At 54.6% G+C, this 15,590-nt stretch carries 10 protein-coding genes, 2 tRNA genes and 3 rRNA genes; 8 read left to right on the forward strand and 7 right to left on the reverse strand.

Going from position 1 to position 15,590, the window contains the following annotated elements:
• The first annotated feature begins 150 nt into the window (after positions 1-150).
• Complete coding sequence (pssA, locus tag CLM71_RS18390; RefSeq protein ID WP_199776388.1) at positions 151-1,506, forward strand: CDP-diacylglycerol--serine O-phosphatidyltransferase; 1,356 nt, start codon at positions 151-153, stop codon at positions 1,504-1,506.
• 76 nt (positions 1,507-1,582) lie between these two features.
• Entirely contained in the window at positions 1,583-1,912 is a 330-nt protein-coding gene (locus CLM71_RS18395) for a YfiM family lipoprotein (RefSeq protein ID WP_105232276.1), read from the forward strand.
• Position 1,913: 1 nt separating this feature from the next.
• Here CLM71_RS18395 and CLM71_RS18400 read toward each other — a convergent pair whose 3' ends face one another.
• The 7 genes from CLM71_RS18400 to gmhB form a co-directional block, all read right to left on the reverse strand.
• Positions 1,914-3,218, reverse strand: a complete 1,305-nt coding sequence (locus CLM71_RS18400; RefSeq protein WP_105232277.1) for an MFS family transporter — start codon at positions 3,216-3,218, stop codon at positions 1,914-1,916.
• A 239-nt stretch (positions 3,219-3,457) separates the two neighbouring features.
• A 5S ribosomal RNA gene (gene rrf, locus CLM71_RS18405) occupies positions 3,458-3,573 on the reverse strand.
• Positions 3,574-3,752: 179 nt separating this feature from the next.
• Positions 3,753-6,660 (reverse strand): 23S ribosomal RNA (locus tag CLM71_RS18410).
• Positions 6,661-6,867: 207 nt separating this feature from the next.
• A tRNA-Ala gene (locus tag CLM71_RS18415) sits at positions 6,868-6,943 on the reverse strand.
• A 129-nt stretch (positions 6,944-7,072) separates the two neighbouring features.
• Positions 7,073-7,149: transfer RNA gene (locus tag CLM71_RS18420), tRNA-Ile, on the reverse strand.
• Between the two features lie 74 nt (positions 7,150-7,223).
• A 16S ribosomal RNA gene (locus tag CLM71_RS18425) occupies positions 7,224-8,765 on the reverse strand.
• Together the 16S, 23S and 5S rRNA genes with 2 tRNA genes alongside form the textbook arrangement of a ribosomal RNA operon.
• A gap of 390 nt (positions 8,766-9,155) precedes the next feature.
• The gene (gene gmhB, locus CLM71_RS18430; RefSeq protein ID WP_105232278.1) at positions 9,156-9,719 is read right to left on the reverse strand and encodes a D-glycero-beta-D-manno-heptose 1,7-bisphosphate 7-phosphatase; all 564 of its coding nucleotides are present in this window, start codon (positions 9,717-9,719) and stop codon (positions 9,156-9,158) included.
• A gap of 185 nt (positions 9,720-9,904) precedes the next feature.
• On the opposite strand from gmhB, the gene metN reads away from it, so the two are divergent.
• The 6 genes from metN to proS all read left to right on the forward strand — a co-directional run bounded on the left by metN (position 9,905) and on the right by proS (position 15,556).
• A complete protein-coding gene (gene metN / locus CLM71_RS18435; RefSeq protein WP_105232279.1) occupies positions 9,905-10,936 on the forward strand; it encodes a methionine ABC transporter ATP-binding protein MetN in 1,032 nt (343 codons plus the stop codon).
• Complete coding sequence (locus CLM71_RS18440) at positions 10,929-11,582, forward strand: methionine ABC transporter permease MetI (RefSeq protein WP_105232280.1); 654 nt, start codon at positions 10,929-10,931, stop codon at positions 11,580-11,582. Before metN ends, CLM71_RS18440 begins: the two co-directional genes overlap by 8 nt.
• Before the next feature lie 56 nt (positions 11,583-11,638).
• Positions 11,639-12,454 carry a MetQ/NlpA family lipoprotein gene (locus CLM71_RS18445; protein WP_105232281.1) on the forward strand — a complete coding sequence of 272 codons (816 nt, stop codon included), beginning with the start codon at positions 11,639-11,641 and terminating at the stop codon, positions 12,452-12,454.
• A gap of 154 nt (positions 12,455-12,608) precedes the next feature.
• A complete protein-coding gene (gene rcsF, locus CLM71_RS18450) occupies positions 12,609-13,013 on the forward strand; it encodes an Rcs stress response system protein RcsF (protein ID WP_105232282.1) in 405 nt (134 codons plus the stop codon).
• Complete coding sequence (tsaA, locus tag CLM71_RS18455; RefSeq protein WP_105232283.1) at positions 13,010-13,717, forward strand: tRNA (N6-threonylcarbamoyladenosine(37)-N6)-methyltransferase TrmO; 708 nt, start codon at positions 13,010-13,012, stop codon at positions 13,715-13,717. The genes rcsF and tsaA overlap by 4 nt, the downstream gene beginning before the upstream one ends.
• A 120-nt stretch (positions 13,718-13,837) precedes the next feature.
• Positions 13,838-15,556 (forward strand): proline--tRNA ligase, encoded by a 1,719-nt coding sequence (gene proS, locus CLM71_RS18460; protein WP_105232284.1) that lies wholly within the window; start codon positions 13,838-13,840, stop codon positions 15,554-15,556.
• Positions 15,557-15,590: the final 34 nt, after the last annotated feature.

Raw genomic sequence — 15,590 nt, forward strand, 5'->3', positions numbered from 1 at the left:
TATGTCGCAACGCGTTACAAATCCACCATTTAATGCCAAAACATACGCACAATCGGGGCAACTAATGGTATTATCGACCACTTGTTCGATTTTATGTTGTCTGCATGTGGCGTTCCGGCCATCTAATCATGAGAGAAGAAGCGCACTGTGATGTTGTCAAAATTTAAACGTAGCAAACATCAACAACACCTTGCACAACTGCCAAAAATTCCCCAGTCGGTAGCTGATGTTCGTACGCTGTACACGCCGTCGGATTACCGCACCGCCTTACTTGACGCCATTGCCAACGCCACTCAGCGCATCTATCTGGTCGCCCTGTATCTTGAGCACGATGACGCCGGCCGCGATATTCTCAACGCGCTGTATCAGGCAAAGCAGCAGCGCCCTGAGCTGGAAATTTGCGTGTTGGTGGACTGGCATCGCGCACAGCGCGGCCGTATCGGCGCCGCCGCAGCCAATACCAACGCCGACTGGTACTGCGCCATGGCGCAGCAGCACCCGGACCTTAGCGTACCGGTGTACGGCGTGCCGGTGAATACCCGTGAAGCGCTGGGCGTACTGCACCTTAAAGGCTTTATCGTTGACGATACCGTGATCTACAGCGGCGCCAGCATCAACGATGTCTATCTGCATCAGCACGATAAATACCGTTACGATCGTTACCAGTTGCTTGGCAACGGCTCGTTGGCCAGCGCGATGGTCGACTATATCAGGCAGCATCTGCTGACCGCCGGCGCCGTGCAGCGCCTGGACCGCTGCGATCGCCCCAAAAGCCCGGAAATCAAAAACGAAACGCGGCAGTTTCGTCTTGCCCTGCGCCACGCCGGTTACCAGTACAGCGGTAGCGCAGGCAACGACGAGCTGGCGGTGACGCCGCTGGTCGGGCTGGGCAAACAAAGTGTGCTGAACAAGACCATCCATCACCTGATGGCCAGCACCGACCAAAAGCTGACGCTGTGCACCCCCTACTTCAACCTGCCGGCGCTGCTGGTGCGCAATATTATTTATCTGCTGCGCCAGGGCAAACAGGTGGAAATTATCGTCGGTGACAAAACCGCCAACGATTTCTATATTCCGCAGGATCAACCGTTCAAAATCATCGGCGCGCTGCCGTACCTGTATGAAATCAACCTGCGCCGCTTCGTTACCCGTCTGCAACGCTATGTCGATACCGGCCAGCTGATCGTCCGCCTGTGGAAGGACGGTGACAACAGTTACCACCTGAAAGGCATGTGGGTCGATGATGAATGGCAGCTGCTCACCGGCAATAACCTCAACCCGCGCGCCTGGCGGCTGGATTTGGAGAACGCCATCCTGATCCACGATCCTAACCAGGAAATGCGTGAACAGCGCGCCCAGGAACTGGAATGTATCCGCACCTACACCACCGTGGTCGGCCACTACCAGGAACTGGAAAGCATTCAGCAATACCCGGTAAAAGTACGCAAGCTGATCCGCCGATTACGACGCATCCGCATCGACCGGTTGATTAGCCGTATACTCTGATTCCGCTATAATTGATTCTCCAGACCCCGGCACGCGCCGGGGTTTTTGTACGCCATGACAACAGGACGTTTTCATTATGCGTGTATTGCATCTCTGCCTGCTGATCCCACTGTTATTCACCGGCGGCTGCAGCCATCTGGCCAACGACAGCTGGACCGGTAAAGACAAAGCCCAGCATTTTATCGGCTCTGCGGCGCTGGCCGCCGCCGGTAGCGCCTACGGCGACCATCAGAATTGGAGCGAGCCTCACAGCCGCACTTTCGGCCTGATGTTCGCCATCAGCGTCGGCGCCGCCAAAGAGCTGTATGACAGCCGCGAAGGCGGCACCGGCTGGAGCTGGAAGGATTTTGCCTGGGATGTTGCCGGGGCGGCGGCGGGCTATAGCCTGTACCACGCCACCCGCTGACTTACAGCTGAATCTCCTTCCCTTTGCGATGCAGCTTCAGCGAAACCAGCAGCGCCAGCAGGCTCATGCCGGACACATACCAGAAGAAGACATTCTCGATGCCGAATGACTTCAGCGACAGGGCGACGTATTCCGCCGAGCCGCCGAACATCGCATTGGCAACGGCATAAGACAGCCCCACGCCCAGCGCCCGCACCTCAGGCGGAAACATTTCCGCCTTCAGCAGGCCGCTGATCGAGGTATAAAAACTGATGATAATCAACGCCACAACAATCAAGCCAAAAGCGGCATAAGGACTGGAGACGCTTTTCAGAGTAAACAGAATCGGCACCGTTAACAGCGTCGCCAGCGTGGAGAAGATCAGCATGGAGTTACGACGGCCGATCTTATCCGACAGAGCTCCGGCTACCGGCTGCAGCAGCATAAAGACGAACAGCGCCGCCGTCATGATGCCGCTGGCCAGCCTGGCGTCCATACCGGCGGTATTGACCAGATATTTCTGCATATAGGTGGTAAAGGTATAAAACGTCAGCGAGCCTGCCGCAGTAAAACCCAGCACCATCAAGAATGCTTTGCGGTTTTTCCACAGCCCCCTCAGCGAACCGGCATCCTGATGATTACGGGTTGAGGCGTCAGACGTTTCGTTCAACGAGCGGCGCAAATAGAGCGCTACAACCGCCAGTACCGCCCCCAACGCAAACGGAATGCGCCAGCCCCAGGCCACTAACTCAGCATGAGACAGGATCTGCTGCAGCACCACCAGAACCAGCAATGCCAACAGCTGGCCACCGATCAGCGTGACATACTGGAAAGAAGCGTAAAAGCCGCGCTTGCCTTTCACCGCCACTTCACTCATATAGGTCGCGCTGGTGCCGTATTCACCACCGACCGACAGCCCCTGGAACAGGCGCGCAACCAGCAGCAGCACCGGCGCCCAGTTGCCGATCGACGCGTAGGTGGGCAGACAGGCGATCACCAGCGATCCCGCGCACATCATACAGACCGAGATCAGCATGGAGTTTTTACGGCCATGCTTATCGGCGATATAGCCAAACAGCCAACCGCCGATCGGCCGCATAAAGAAGCCGGCGGCGAAAATGCCGGCAGTTTGCAGCAGTTGGGTGGTACTGTTGCCTGCCGGAAAAAAAGCGGCGGCAAAATAGATCGAGCAGAAGGAATAAACGTAGAAATCAAACCACTCCACCAGGTTGCCCGATGAAGCGCCAACAATGGCAAAGATTCGCTTTTTTTTATCTTGTGCCTCTAACGTAGCGGCATCCCCGAGCGGTGAGGTTGTTTCAGTCATTATCTATTCTCCAAGCCAGTGTTTTGGCACCCTGCAGGTTTATTGTTGCTTTGTTGTTTACAACAAATTAACAACTTAATGAGTAGCAGGCGAAGAATATTGTCGTGATTTTTGTGATACGGATTAAACAGTAGGATGAAAGTCACGCACTGTTACAGTGCGCCCGTATAAAACGATCCTAACGGCCAAAAACGCAAAAAGCCTCATGCTTTCGCATGAGGCTTTTTACTTTGTTTGATGCCTGGCAGTGTCCTACTCTCGCATGGGGAGACCCCACACTACCATCGGCGCTACGGCGTTTCACTTCTGAGTTCGGCATGGGGTCAGGTGGGACCACCGCGCTATTGCCGCCAGGCAAATTCTGTTTCAATCAACCCGCAACGTTTCCACGCCGCCAGTCAATCCAATCTCGGAACTTCACTGAAAATTATTCGTATCATCCTGATACTCACCCCTTCGGGGCCAACGCTCCGCGTTGTTCAAAATCGTTCCCGACGATTTTGTCATCCGTCTCTAAAACACCTTCGGTGTTGTAAGGTTAAGCCTCACGGTTCATTAGTACTGGTTAGCTCAATGCATCGCTGCACTTACACACCCAGCCTATCAACGTCTTAGTCTTAAACGTTCCTTCAGGGGCCTTAAAGGCCCAGGGAAGACTCATCTTGAGGCAAGTTTCGCGCTTAGATGCTTTCAGCGCTTATCTTTTCCGCACTTAGCTACCGGGCAATGCCATTGGCATGACAACCCGAACACCAGTGGTGCGTTCACTCCGGTCCTCTCGTACTAGGAGCAACCCCTCTCAATCTTCCAACGCCCACGGCAGATAGGGACCGAACTGTCTCACGACGTTCTAAACCCAGCTCGCGTACCACTTTAAATGGCGAACAGCCATACCCTTGGGACCTACTTCAGCCCCAGGATGTGATGAGCCGACATCGAGGTGCCAAACACCGCCGTCGATATGAACTCTTGGGCGGTATCAGCCTGTTATCCCCGGAGTACCTTTTATCCGTTGAGCGATGGCCCTTCCATTCAGAACCACCGGATCACTAAGACCTGCTTTCGCACCTGCTCGAGCCGTCACTCTCGCAGTCAAGCTAGCTTATGCCTTTGCACTAACCTCACGATGTCCGACCGTGATTAGCTAACCTTCGTGCTCCTCCGTTACTCTTTGGGAGGAGACCGCCCCAGTCAAACTACCCACCAGACACTGTCCTCACCCCCGATTAGGGGGCCGAGTTAGAACATCAAACATTAAAGGGTGGTATTTCAAGGTTGGCTCCATGCAGACTGGCGTCCACACTTCAAAGCCTCCCACCTATCCTACACATCAAGGCTCAATGTTCAGTGTCAAGCTATAGTAAAGGTTCACGGGGTCTTTCCGTCTTGCCGCGGGTACACTGCATCTTCACAGCGAGTTCAATTTCACTGAGTCTCGGGTGGAGACAGCCTGGCCATCATTACGCCATTCGTGCAGGTCGGAACTTACCCGACAAGGAATTTCGCTACCTTAGGACCGTTATAGTTACGGCCGCCGTTTACCGGGGCTTCGATCAAGAGCTTCTGGTTACCCATAACCCCATCAATTAACCTTCCGGCACCGGGCAGGCGTCACACCGTATACGTCCACTTTCGTGTTTGCACAGTGCTGTGTTTTTATTAAACAGTTGCAGCCAGCTGGTATCTGCGACTGGCTTCAGCTCCATCCGCAAGGGACTTCACCTACGCGCCAGCGTGCCTTCTCCCGAAGTTACGGCACCATTTTGCCTAGTTCCTTCACCCGAGTTCTCTCAAGCGCCTGGGTATTCTCTACCTGACCACCTGTGTCGGTTTGGGGTACGATTTCGTGTTACCTGGAGCTTAGAGGCTTTTCCTGGAAGCTTGGCATCAACTACTTCTGCACCGTAGTGCATCGTCATCACGCCTCAGGGTTAACAAGCAACCGGATTTACCAGGTCACTCCCCCTACACGCTTAAACCGAGACAACCGTCGCTCGGCTAGCCTAGCCTTCTCCGTCCCCCCTTCGCAGTAACACCAAGTACAGGAATATTAACCTGTTTCCCATCGACTACGCTTTTCAGCCTCGCCTTAGGGGTCGACTCACCCTGCCCCGATTAACGTTGGACAGGAACCCTTGGTCTTCCGGCGTGCGGGTTTTTCACCCGCATTATCGTTACTTATGTCAGCATTCGCACTTCTGATACCTCCAGCATGCCTCGCAGCACACCTTCAACGGCTTACAGAACGCTCCCCTACCCAACAACGCATAAGCGTCGCTGCCGCAGCTTCGGTGCATGGTTTAGCCCCGTTACATCTTCCGCGCAGGCCGACTCGACCAGTGAGCTATTACGCTTTCTTTAAATGATGGCTGCTTCTAAGCCAACATCCTGGCTGTCTGTGCCTTCCCACATCGTTTCCCACTTAACCATGACTTTGGGACCTTAGCTGGCGGTCTGGGTTGTTTCCCTCTTCACGACGGACGTTAGCACCCGCCGTGTGTCTCCCGTGATAACATTCTTCGGTATTCGGAGTTTGCATCGGTTTGGTAAGCCGGGATGGCCCCCTAGCCGAAACAGTGCTCTACCCCCGAAGATGAGTTCACGAGGCGCTACCTAAATAGCTTTCGGGGAGAACCAGCTATCTCCCGGTTTGATTGGCCTTTCACCCCCAGCCACAAGTCATCCGCTAATTTTTCAACATTAGTCGGTTCGGTCCTCCAGTTAGTGTTACCCAACCTTCAACCTGCCCATGGCTAGATCACCGGGTTTCGGGTCTATACCTTGCAACTAGACGCCCAGTTAAGACTCGGTTTCCCTACGGCTCCCCTATTCGGTTAACCTTGCTACAAAATATAAGTCGCTGACCCATTATACAAAAGGTACGCAGTCACACCACGAAGGTGCTCCCACTGCTTGTACGTACACGGTTTCAGGTTCTATTTCACTCCCCTCGCCGGGGTTCTTTTCGCCTTTCCCTCACGGTACTGGTTCACTATCGGTCAGTCAGGAGTATTTAGCCTTGGAGGATGGTCCCCCCATATTCAGACAGGATAACACGTGTCCCGCCCTACTCATCGAACTCACGACCTGTGCATCTTCGTGTACGGGACTATCACCCTTTACTGTGCGACTTTCCAGACGCTTCCACTGACACACAAGCCGATTCAGGTTCTGGGCTCTTCCCCGTTCGCTCGCCGCTACTGGGGGAATCTCGGTTGATTTCTTTTCCTCGGGGTACTTAGATGTTTCAGTTCCCCCGGTTCGCCTCATGCCACTATGTATTCATGACATGATAGTGTGTCGAAACACACTGGGTTTCCCCATTCGGGTATCGTCGGTTATAACGGTTCATATCACCTTACCGACGCTTTTCGCAGATTAGCACGCCCTTCATCGCCTCTGACTGCCTAGGCATCCACCGTGTACGCTTAGTCACTTAACCTCACAACCCGAAGGTGTCTTTCGACATCGTCGCGTTGCTACATTTGAGAGACTCTATGACAGGTTACTCCTCATCCCAAACTTCTACGGGGGACAAGTTTCAGCTGCCATGTTTCAATTTTCAGCTTGTTCCAGATTGTTAAAGAGCAAAATACTTCGCAGCATACTGTTGCCAATATACTCTGAAGTATTGATTTTCGGACTTATATGGTGGAGCTAAGCGGGATCGAACCGCTGACCTCCTGCGTGCAAGGCAGGCGCTCTCCCAGCTGAGCTATAGCCCCATATAATCGCGTGCAATACCTTTGTTATTACCAACTCGTAAAGAGTTAATTCTTTCTTAGGCAAGGCATGCGACCGGGAAGTTTACTTTGGTAAACGACCGAGAGCATAACGCAGCATAAGGAAGAATTTGGTAGGCCTGAGTGGACTTGAACCACCGACCTCACCCTTATCAGGGGTGCGCTCTAACCACCTGAGCTACAAGCCTATAAAGGTATTTCTGCTCGTTACTTTTTCATCAGACAATCTGTGTGGACACTGCACAGTCAGGATATCTTTAGGTAAGGAGGTGATCCAACCGCAGGTTCCCCTACGGTTACCTTGTTACGACTTCACCCCAGTCATGAATCACAAAGTGGTAAGCGCCCTCCCGAAGGTTAAGCTACCTACTTCTTTTGCAACCCACTCCCATGGTGTGACGGGCGGTGTGTACAAGGCCCGGGAACGTATTCACCGTAGCATTCTGATCTACGATTACTAGCGATTCCGACTTCATGGAGTCGAGTTGCAGACTCCAATCCGGACTACGACGTACTTTATGAGGTCCGCTTGCCTTCGCAGGTTCGCTTCTCTTTGTATACGCCATTGTAGCACGTGTGTAGCCCTACTCGTAAGGGCCATGATGACTTGACGTCATCCCCACCTTCCTCCAGTTTATCACTGGCAGTCTCCTTTGAGTTCCCGGCCGAACCGCTGGCAACAAAGGATAAGGGTTGCGCTCGTTGCGGGACTTAACCCAACATTTCACAACACGAGCTGACGACAGCCATGCAGCACCTGTCTCAGAGTTCCCGAAGGCACCAAAGCATCTCTGCTAAGTTCTCTGGATGTCAAGAGTAGGTAAGGTTCTTCGCGTTGCATCGAATTAAACCACATGCTCCACCGCTTGTGCGGGCCCCCGTCAATTCATTTGAGTTTTAACCTTGCGGCCGTACTCCCCAGGCGGTCGATTTAACGCGTTAGCTCCGGAAGCCACGCCTCAAGGGCACAGCCTCCAAATCGACATCGTTTACGGCGTGGACTACCAGGGTATCTAATCCTGTTTGCTCCCCACGCTTTCGCACCTGAGCGTCAGTCTTCGTCCAGGGGGCCGCCTTCGCCACCGGTATTCCTCCAGATCTCTACGCATTTCACCGCTACACCTGGAATTCTACCCCCCTCTACGAGACTCTAGTCTGCCAGTTTCAAATGCAGTTCCCAAGTTAAGCTCGGGGATTTCACATCTGACTTAACAAACCGCCTGCGTGCGCTTTACGCCCAGTAATTCCGATTAACGCTTGCACCCTCCGTATTACCGCGGCTGCTGGCACGGAGTTAGCCGGTGCTTCTTCTGCGAGTAACGTCAATGTAATGCCGTATTAAGACACTACCCTTCCTCCTCGCTGAAAGTGCTTTACAACCCGAAGGCCTTCTTCACACACGCGGCATGGCTGCATCAGGCTTGCGCCCATTGTGCAATATTCCCCACTGCTGCCTCCCGTAGGAGTCTGGACCGTGTCTCAGTTCCAGTGTGGCTGGTCATCCTCTCAGACCAGCTAGGGATCGTCGCCTAGGTGAGCCATTACCCCACCTACTAGCTAATCCCATCTGGGCACATCCGATGGTGTGAGGCCCAAAGGTCCCCCACTTTGGTCCGAAGACATTATGCGGTATTAGCCACCGTTTCCAGTGGTTATCCCCCTCCATCGGGCAGTTTCCCAGACATTACTCACCCGTCCGCCGCTCGCCGGCAAAGTAGCAAGCTACTTTCCGCTGCCGCTCGACTTGCATGTGTTAGGCCTGCCGCCAGCGTTCAATCTGAGCCATGATCAAACTCTTCAATTAAAAGCTTGATTCGCTAAGTTAATAGCTGTTGCTCAAAGATTTACTGCATGAATTTTACTTCAGTTAGTCACTCTTCAAGACTTGATATTTTTTTGCATCCGAGGATGCTGGATATCGTCTTGTGAGTGCCCACACAGATTGTCTGATAAATTGTTAAAGAGCAGTGAGTTACACGCTTTCGCTTGCTAACTCGAGGTGGCGTATATTACGCTTTCCTCTTTCAGAGTCAATTCATTTTTTCAGAATTTTTTCCCTGTCGACCCCGGATACTCTGTGATGTTGTTCACATGTTCCGTGTCGATGGAGGCGCATTATAGGGAGGCGATTCAGAATGACAAGGATTAATATTCACTTTTTTCTCAACCGCTCACTATTACGCCACAACGTCGATTAAACCCGCTGTTTTATCGCCTGCGGCAGCTCAGCCAGACTATTTAACACCCAATCGGCCTGTTGCTCCCCTTCTGCCGTTACCGCTTTGCCGGTACGCACCAGAACTTTCATGCCGACACCCGCAGCGGCGGCGGCCTGCATATCTTCCGGTTTATCGCCCACCATATAAGAAGCGGCCATATCAATATTCAGTTCCTGCTGCGCCTGCAGCAGCATGCCCGGCTGTGGTTTGCGGCAGTCGCACACCTGACGCAGCTCTTCTACCGTTCCTTCCGGGTGATGCGGGCAGAAATAGATGCCGTCGAAGTCGACGCCACGGTCAGCCAGCGACCAGTCCATCCATTCGGTGAGATACATAAACTGCTCTTCGCTGAACATCCCGCGCGCAATGCCCGACTGATTGGTTACCAGCACCAACGCAAAGCCCATGTTTTTTAATTCACGGCATGCATCGATCACACCATCAATAAATTGGAAGTCATCGATTTCATGGACATAGCCATGGTCGACATTGATCGTGCCGTCACGATCTAAAAAAATAGCTGGAACGCTTTGTGTCACCGGTTTGCTCCTGAGGGCCTGAAAACGCGGACAGTATCGCATGTTTTACCCCATACTGAGAACGGTAGCGAAAGCTCCCCCGTTGACTTAGACGTCTAGACGCCTTAACATCTGACCATGCCTTGGTTCCACGCCAAGGTTTACTTTTATCTAGCCACGGGCAACCACGCTAAAATAAGAAGAATATGATTAAACTCTCTAACATTACCAAAGTGTTCCAGCAGGGCTCGCGTACCATTAACGCGCTCTCAGACGTGACTCTCCACGTCCCTGCCGGGCAAATTTATGGCGTTATCGGTTCATCCGGGGCCGGTAAGAGTACGCTTATCCGCTGCGCCAATATGCTTGAGCGCCCGACATCAGGCCAGGTTCTGGTGGACGGCCAGGATCTGACCGCCCTGTCAGAAAGCGAACTGACGCGTGCGCGCCGCCAAATCGGCATGATTTTCCAACACTTCAACTTACTGTCGTCCCGTACCGTCTTTGGCAACGTTGCGCTGCCGCTGGAACTGGACAACACCCCACGCGCCGACATCAAAAAGCGCGTCGGCGAACTGCTGGAGCTGGTCGGCCTGGCCGATAAGCACGACGCCTACCCGGCCAACCTGTCCGGCGGGCAAAAGCAGCGTGTGGCGATCGCGCGCGCGCTGGCCAGCCAGCCTAAAGTGCTGCTGTGCGACGAAGCCACCAGCGCCCTGGACCCGGCCACCACCCGTTCGATTCTGGAACTGCTGAAAGACATTAACCGTCGCCTAGGGCTGACCATCCTGCTTATCACCCACGAAATGGACGTGGTAAAACGCATCTGCGATCAGGTCGCCGTTATCAGCCAGGGTCAGCTGATTGAAAAAGACAGCGTCAGCGAAGTGTTCTCGCACCCGAAAACGCCGCTGGCGCAGCAGTTTATTCAGTCCACGCTGCATCTGGATATTCCTGACGATTATGCCGAGCGCCTGAGTCCGGAACGCAGCGGCGACCGTCAACCCCTGCTGCGCCTGGAGTTCACCGGCCAGTCGGTGGATGCGCCGCTGCTGTCCGAAGCAGCTCGCCGCTTCAACGTCAACAACAATATTATCAGCGCGCAGATGGATTATGCGGGCGGAGTGAAATTCGGTGTGATGCTGGCAGAGCTGCACGGCAGCGATGAAGACGCACTGGCGACGATTAAATTCCTGCAAGAAAATCAGGTAAAAGTAGAGGTTCTGGGTTATGTCTGAGGCAATGATGTGGTTAATGGCGCGTGGCGTGTGGGAAACCGTCATGATGACCTTTGTCTCCGGCTTCTTCGGGTTTATCATCGGCCTGCCCGTCGGCGTGCTGCTGTATGTCACCCGTCCGGGACAGATTATCGCCAACCCGGCACTGTATAAAGTGCTGTCCGCGCTGGTGAATATCTTCCGCTCCATTCCATTTATTATTTTGCTGGTCTGGATGATTCCCTTCACGCGCATGATCGTCGGTACCTCCATCGGCCTGCAGGCGGCGATTGTTCCGCTGACCGTCGGCGCAGCACCGTTTATCGCCCGCATGGTGGAGAACGCCCTGCTGGAGATCCCGTCCGGTCTGGTGGAGGCCGCGCGCGCCATGGGCGCCACGCCGCTGCAGATCATCAAAAAAGTTCTGCTGCCGGAAGCGCTTCCGGGTCTGGTTAACGCCGCCACCATCACACTGATCACTCTGGTGGGCTATTCCGCCATGGGCGGTGCCGTCGGCGCCGGCGGCCTGGGGCAGATTGGTTATCAGTATGGTTATATCGGATATAACGCCACGGTGATGAATACCGTATTAGTATTACTGGTGATCCTGGTGTATCTGATCCAGTTCTGCGGCGATCGGGTTGTCAAAGCCGTCACCCATAAATAAGTTTCACAGCAACGCGCACAGCATCTTTGTATGCGAGTCTAATAAGAGGAAGGGATATGTCGTTAAAACTTAAATCCATCGCGGCAATCGGCGCACTGATCGGCTCTCTGGCTCTGGCTGGCTGCGGCCAGGATGAAAAAGATCCAAACCATATCAAGGTCGGCGTGATCGTCGGCGCAGAACAGCAGGTTGCAGAAGTCGCGCAAAAAGTGGCGAAAGACAAATATGGCCTTGACGTTGAGCTGGTAACCTTCAACGACTATGTCCTGCCTAACGAAGCGCTGAGTAAAGGCGATATCGACGTTAACGCCTTCCAGCACAAACCGTATCTGGATCAGCAGATCAAGGATCGCGGTTATAAACTGGTGCCGGTCGGCAATACCTTTGTGTATCCGATTGCTGGTTACTCGAAGAAAATCAAATCGCTGAGCGAACTGCAGCCTGGCTCGCAAATCGCGCTGCCGAACGATCCAACCAACCTGGGCCGTTCTCTGCTGTTACTGCAGTCTGAAGGGCTGATCAAGCTGAAAGACGGCGTGGGCCTGCTGCCGACCATTCTGGACGTGACCGAAAACCCGAAAAACCTGAAGCTGGTTGAATTGGAAGCGCCACAGCTGCCACGCTCGCTGGACGATCAGCAAATCGCGCTGGCGGTAATCAACACCACCTACGCCAGCCAGATAGGTCTGACTCCGGCCAAAGACGGCCTGTTTGTTGAAGGTAAAGATTCGCCTTACGTCAACCTGCTGGTTGCGCGTGAAAACAACAAAGATGCGGAAAACGTGAAAAAATTCGTTCAGGCTTATCAGTCAGACGAAGTGAACGAAGCCGCGAACAAAATCTTCAACGGCGGCGCGGTGAAAGGCTGGTAATTCCACGCTTTTTACGGTGGGATAACATCAGATAGCTCGCAATCTTAAGGCTATTTTGTTCCTATAATTGCAAGACGGGCTTCGGCCCGTCTTGTTATTTCCACCATAGATTGCTTCAATAGCGCCACTTTTATGAAAAGGCAGAGGAATCTCTATGCGTGCTTTACCTCTCTGTTTGTTAGCGCTTGCGCTTAGCGGCTGCTCCATGCTGCATACCGAATCAACCCCGACAAACAGTACCAGCAAACCCACGACCACAACGTCAAGCAAACCTGCGCCAGCGCCCCGCCCTGCGCCGGTAAAACTGTATAAAAGCGCAGAAGAGCTGGTCGGCAAGCCGTTCCGCGATCTGGGTGAAGTCTCCGGCGAATCTTGCCAGACCACCATTCAGGACTCCCCGCCGAACATGACCACCGCACGTAAACGTATGCAGATCCGCGCCTCCTATATGAAGGCCAACGCCGTGCTGCTGCACGACTGCCAGATTGTCAAAGGCGTCGCCGGCTGTTACCAACAGGCCGTCTGCCAGGGTTCTGCGCTTAACGTTTCGTCCAAATGAGTGAATTTGTTGTCAATCAGATCGGAACTATCCGCTCGCCGTATAAAGAAAAATTCGCCGTTCCCAGGCAACCGGGGCTGGTAGAAGACGGCGGCGGCGAGTTGCTGTTGCTGCCGCCTTACAATCAGGCCGAAGCAGTACGCGGCCTTGAGGCGTTCAGCCATCTGTGGGTGATGTTTATTTTTCACCAAACCATGGATGGCGGCTGGCGCCCCACCGTGCGGCCGCCGCGCCTCGGCGGCAATGCCCGCATGGGCGTGTTCGCCACCCGTTCGACCTTCCGCCCCAACCCCATCGGCATGTCGCTGGTCGAGCTGAAAAAAGTGCGCATTCAGGGCGGTGAGGTCGTACTGGAACTCGGCAGTCTGGATCTGGTGGATGGTACGCCGGTGGTGGATATCAAACCCTACCTGCCGTTCGCCGAAAGCCAGCCGCAGGCCGTGGCCGGCTTTGCCCAGGCGGCGCCGGCGGCGGATATGCCCGTCAGCTTTTCACCGCTGGCGGAACAGCAACTGCTGCAGCAACAAACGCGCTACCCTCAGCTGCGCCGTTTCATTACCCAGGTGCTGGCGCAGGATCCGCGTCCAGCCTACCGTAAGGGGGAAGATACAGGGCGAGATTATGCCGTCTGGCTGCTGGACTTCAACGTGCGTTGGCGGGTCGTCGCCGGCATGACCGAGGTGCTGTCGCTGGAGCCGCGTTAAAATTCGTCCCGCTCTCTTTTGGCAACCGTCTCACGCTGTTAAACTAAATCACTTTTGACAATTTTGGCCGCCTTGTCGGCAGCCCGTTGCAATTTGCAGTTCTAACGGAACAAAAACACCATGCGTACTAGCCAATATATGCTCTCCACTCTGAAGGAGACCCCTGCCGATGCCGAAGTGATCAGCCACCAGCTGATGCTGCGCGCCGGGATGATTCGCAAGCTGGCCTCCGGTCTTTACACCTGGCTGCCGACCGGCCTGCGGGTTCTGAAAAAAGTTGAAAACATCGTTCGCGAAGAAATGAACAACGCCAATGCGATCGAAGTTTCCATGCCGGTGGTTCAGCCCGCCGATCTGTGGCAGGAAAGCGGCCGTTGGGAGCAATACGGCCCGGAATTATTGCGCTTCGTCGATCGCGGCGAACGTCCGTTCGTACTCGGCCCTACGCATGAGGAAGTGATTACCGATCTGATTCGCAATGAAATCAGCTCCTATAAACAGCTGCCGCTGAACTTCTTCCAGATTCAGACCAAATTCCGCGATGAAGTGCGCCCACGTTTCGGCGTGATGCGTTCCCGCGAATTCCTGATGAAAGACGCCTATTCGTTCCATACCACGCAGGAATCGCTGCAGGCGACCTATGACGCCATGTATGAAGCCTATAACAAGATCTTCTCCCGCATGGGGCTGGACTTCCGTCCGGTGCTGGCGGATACCGGCTCCATCGGCGGCAGCGCCTCGCATGAATTCCAGGTGCTGGCCGACAGCGGCGAGGACGATATCGTCTTCTCCACCGTGTCCGATTTCGCCGCCAACATCGAGCTGGCCGAAGCCGTCGCGCCGGCGCAGCCGCGCGCGGCCGCTACGGAAGAGCTGCGCATCGTCGATACGCCAAACGCCAAAACCATCGCCGAGCTGGTTGAACAGTTCCAGCTACCGGTGGAAAAAACCGTGAAAACGCTGCTGGTGCGCGCCAGCGAAGAGAGCGGCCATTCGCTGATCGCCCTGCTGGTACGTGGCGACCACGCGCTGAACGAGATCAAAGCGGAGAAACTGCCGCAGGTGGCAACGCCGCTGACCTTCGCCACCGAAGATGAGATTCGCGCCATCGTGGGCGCCGGCCCGGGTTCGCTTGGCCCACTCAATATGCCGGTGCCGGTGGTGATCGACCGCAGCGTCGCGGCTATGAGCGATTTCGGCGCTGGCGCCAACGTTGACGATAAGCACTACTTCGGCATCAACTGGGAACGCGACCTGCCGCTGCCACAGGTGGCTGACATCCGCAACGTGGTTGAAGGCGACGCCAGCCCGGATGGTCAGGGTACGCTGCAGATCAAACGCGGCATCGAAGTCGGTCACATCTTCCAGTTGGGCACCAAATACTCGGAAGCCATGAAGGCGACCGTACAGGGTGAAGACGGCCGTAACCAGGTGCTGACCATGGGCTGCTACGGTATCGGCGTCACGCGTGTAGTGGCGGCGGCTATCGAACAGAACCATGACGAGCGCGGCATCATCTGGCCTGACGCTATCGCGCCGTTCCAGGTGGCGATTCTGCCAATGAACATGCACAAGTCTTTCCGCGTGCAGGAGCTGGCGGAAAAACTGTACGCCGAGCTGCGCGGCCACGGTATCGACGTGATCCTCGACGACCGTAAAGAGCGTCCGGGCGTCATGTTCGCCGATATGGAACTGATTGGCGTCCCGCACTCTATCGTCATCGGCGACCGCAACCTGGACAACGATGAGATCGAGTACAAGAACCGCCGCGGCGGCGAGAAGCAAATGCTCAAGACCGGCGATATCGTTGCCTATCTGGTTGAGCAGATAAAACGCTGATTGCATCTAGCGCTAGATAAAACACCCTGTAACG

This window comes from Serratia sp. MYb239 (assembly GCF_002966855.1).
Classification (GTDB): domain Bacteria; phylum Pseudomonadota; class Gammaproteobacteria; order Enterobacterales; family Enterobacteriaceae; genus Serratia_B; species Serratia_B rhizosphaerae.

Bases quoted from the DNA above. Each gene is read 5' to 3' on its own strand.
- CLM71_RS18440 (WP_105232280.1), top strand. From the start codon at position 10,929: ATGTCTGAGGCAATGATGTGGTTAATGGCGCGTGGCGTGTGGGAAACC.
- tsaA (WP_105232283.1), top strand. From the start codon at position 13,010: ATGAGTGAATTTGTTGTCAATCAGATCGGAACTATCCGCTCGCCGTAT.
- CLM71_RS18445 (WP_105232281.1), top strand. From the start codon at position 11,639: ATGTCGTTAAAACTTAAATCCATCGCGGCAATCGGCGCACTGATCGGC.
- proS (WP_105232284.1), top strand. From the start codon at position 13,838: ATGCGTACTAGCCAATATATGCTCTCCACTCTGAAGGAGACCCCTGCC.
- pssA (WP_199776388.1), top strand. From the start codon at position 151: ATGTTGTCAAAATTTAAACGTAGCAAACATCAACAACACCTTGCACAA.
- rcsF (WP_105232282.1), top strand. From the start codon at position 12,609: ATGCGTGCTTTACCTCTCTGTTTGTTAGCGCTTGCGCTTAGCGGCTGC.
- CLM71_RS18400 (WP_105232277.1), bottom strand. From the start codon at position 3,218: ATGACTGAAACAACCTCACCGCTCGGGGATGCCGCTACGTTAGAGGCA.
- CLM71_RS18395 (WP_105232276.1), top strand. From the start codon at position 1,583: ATGCGTGTATTGCATCTCTGCCTGCTGATCCCACTGTTATTCACCGGC.
- metN (WP_105232279.1), top strand. From the start codon at position 9,905: ATGATTAAACTCTCTAACATTACCAAAGTGTTCCAGCAGGGCTCGCGT.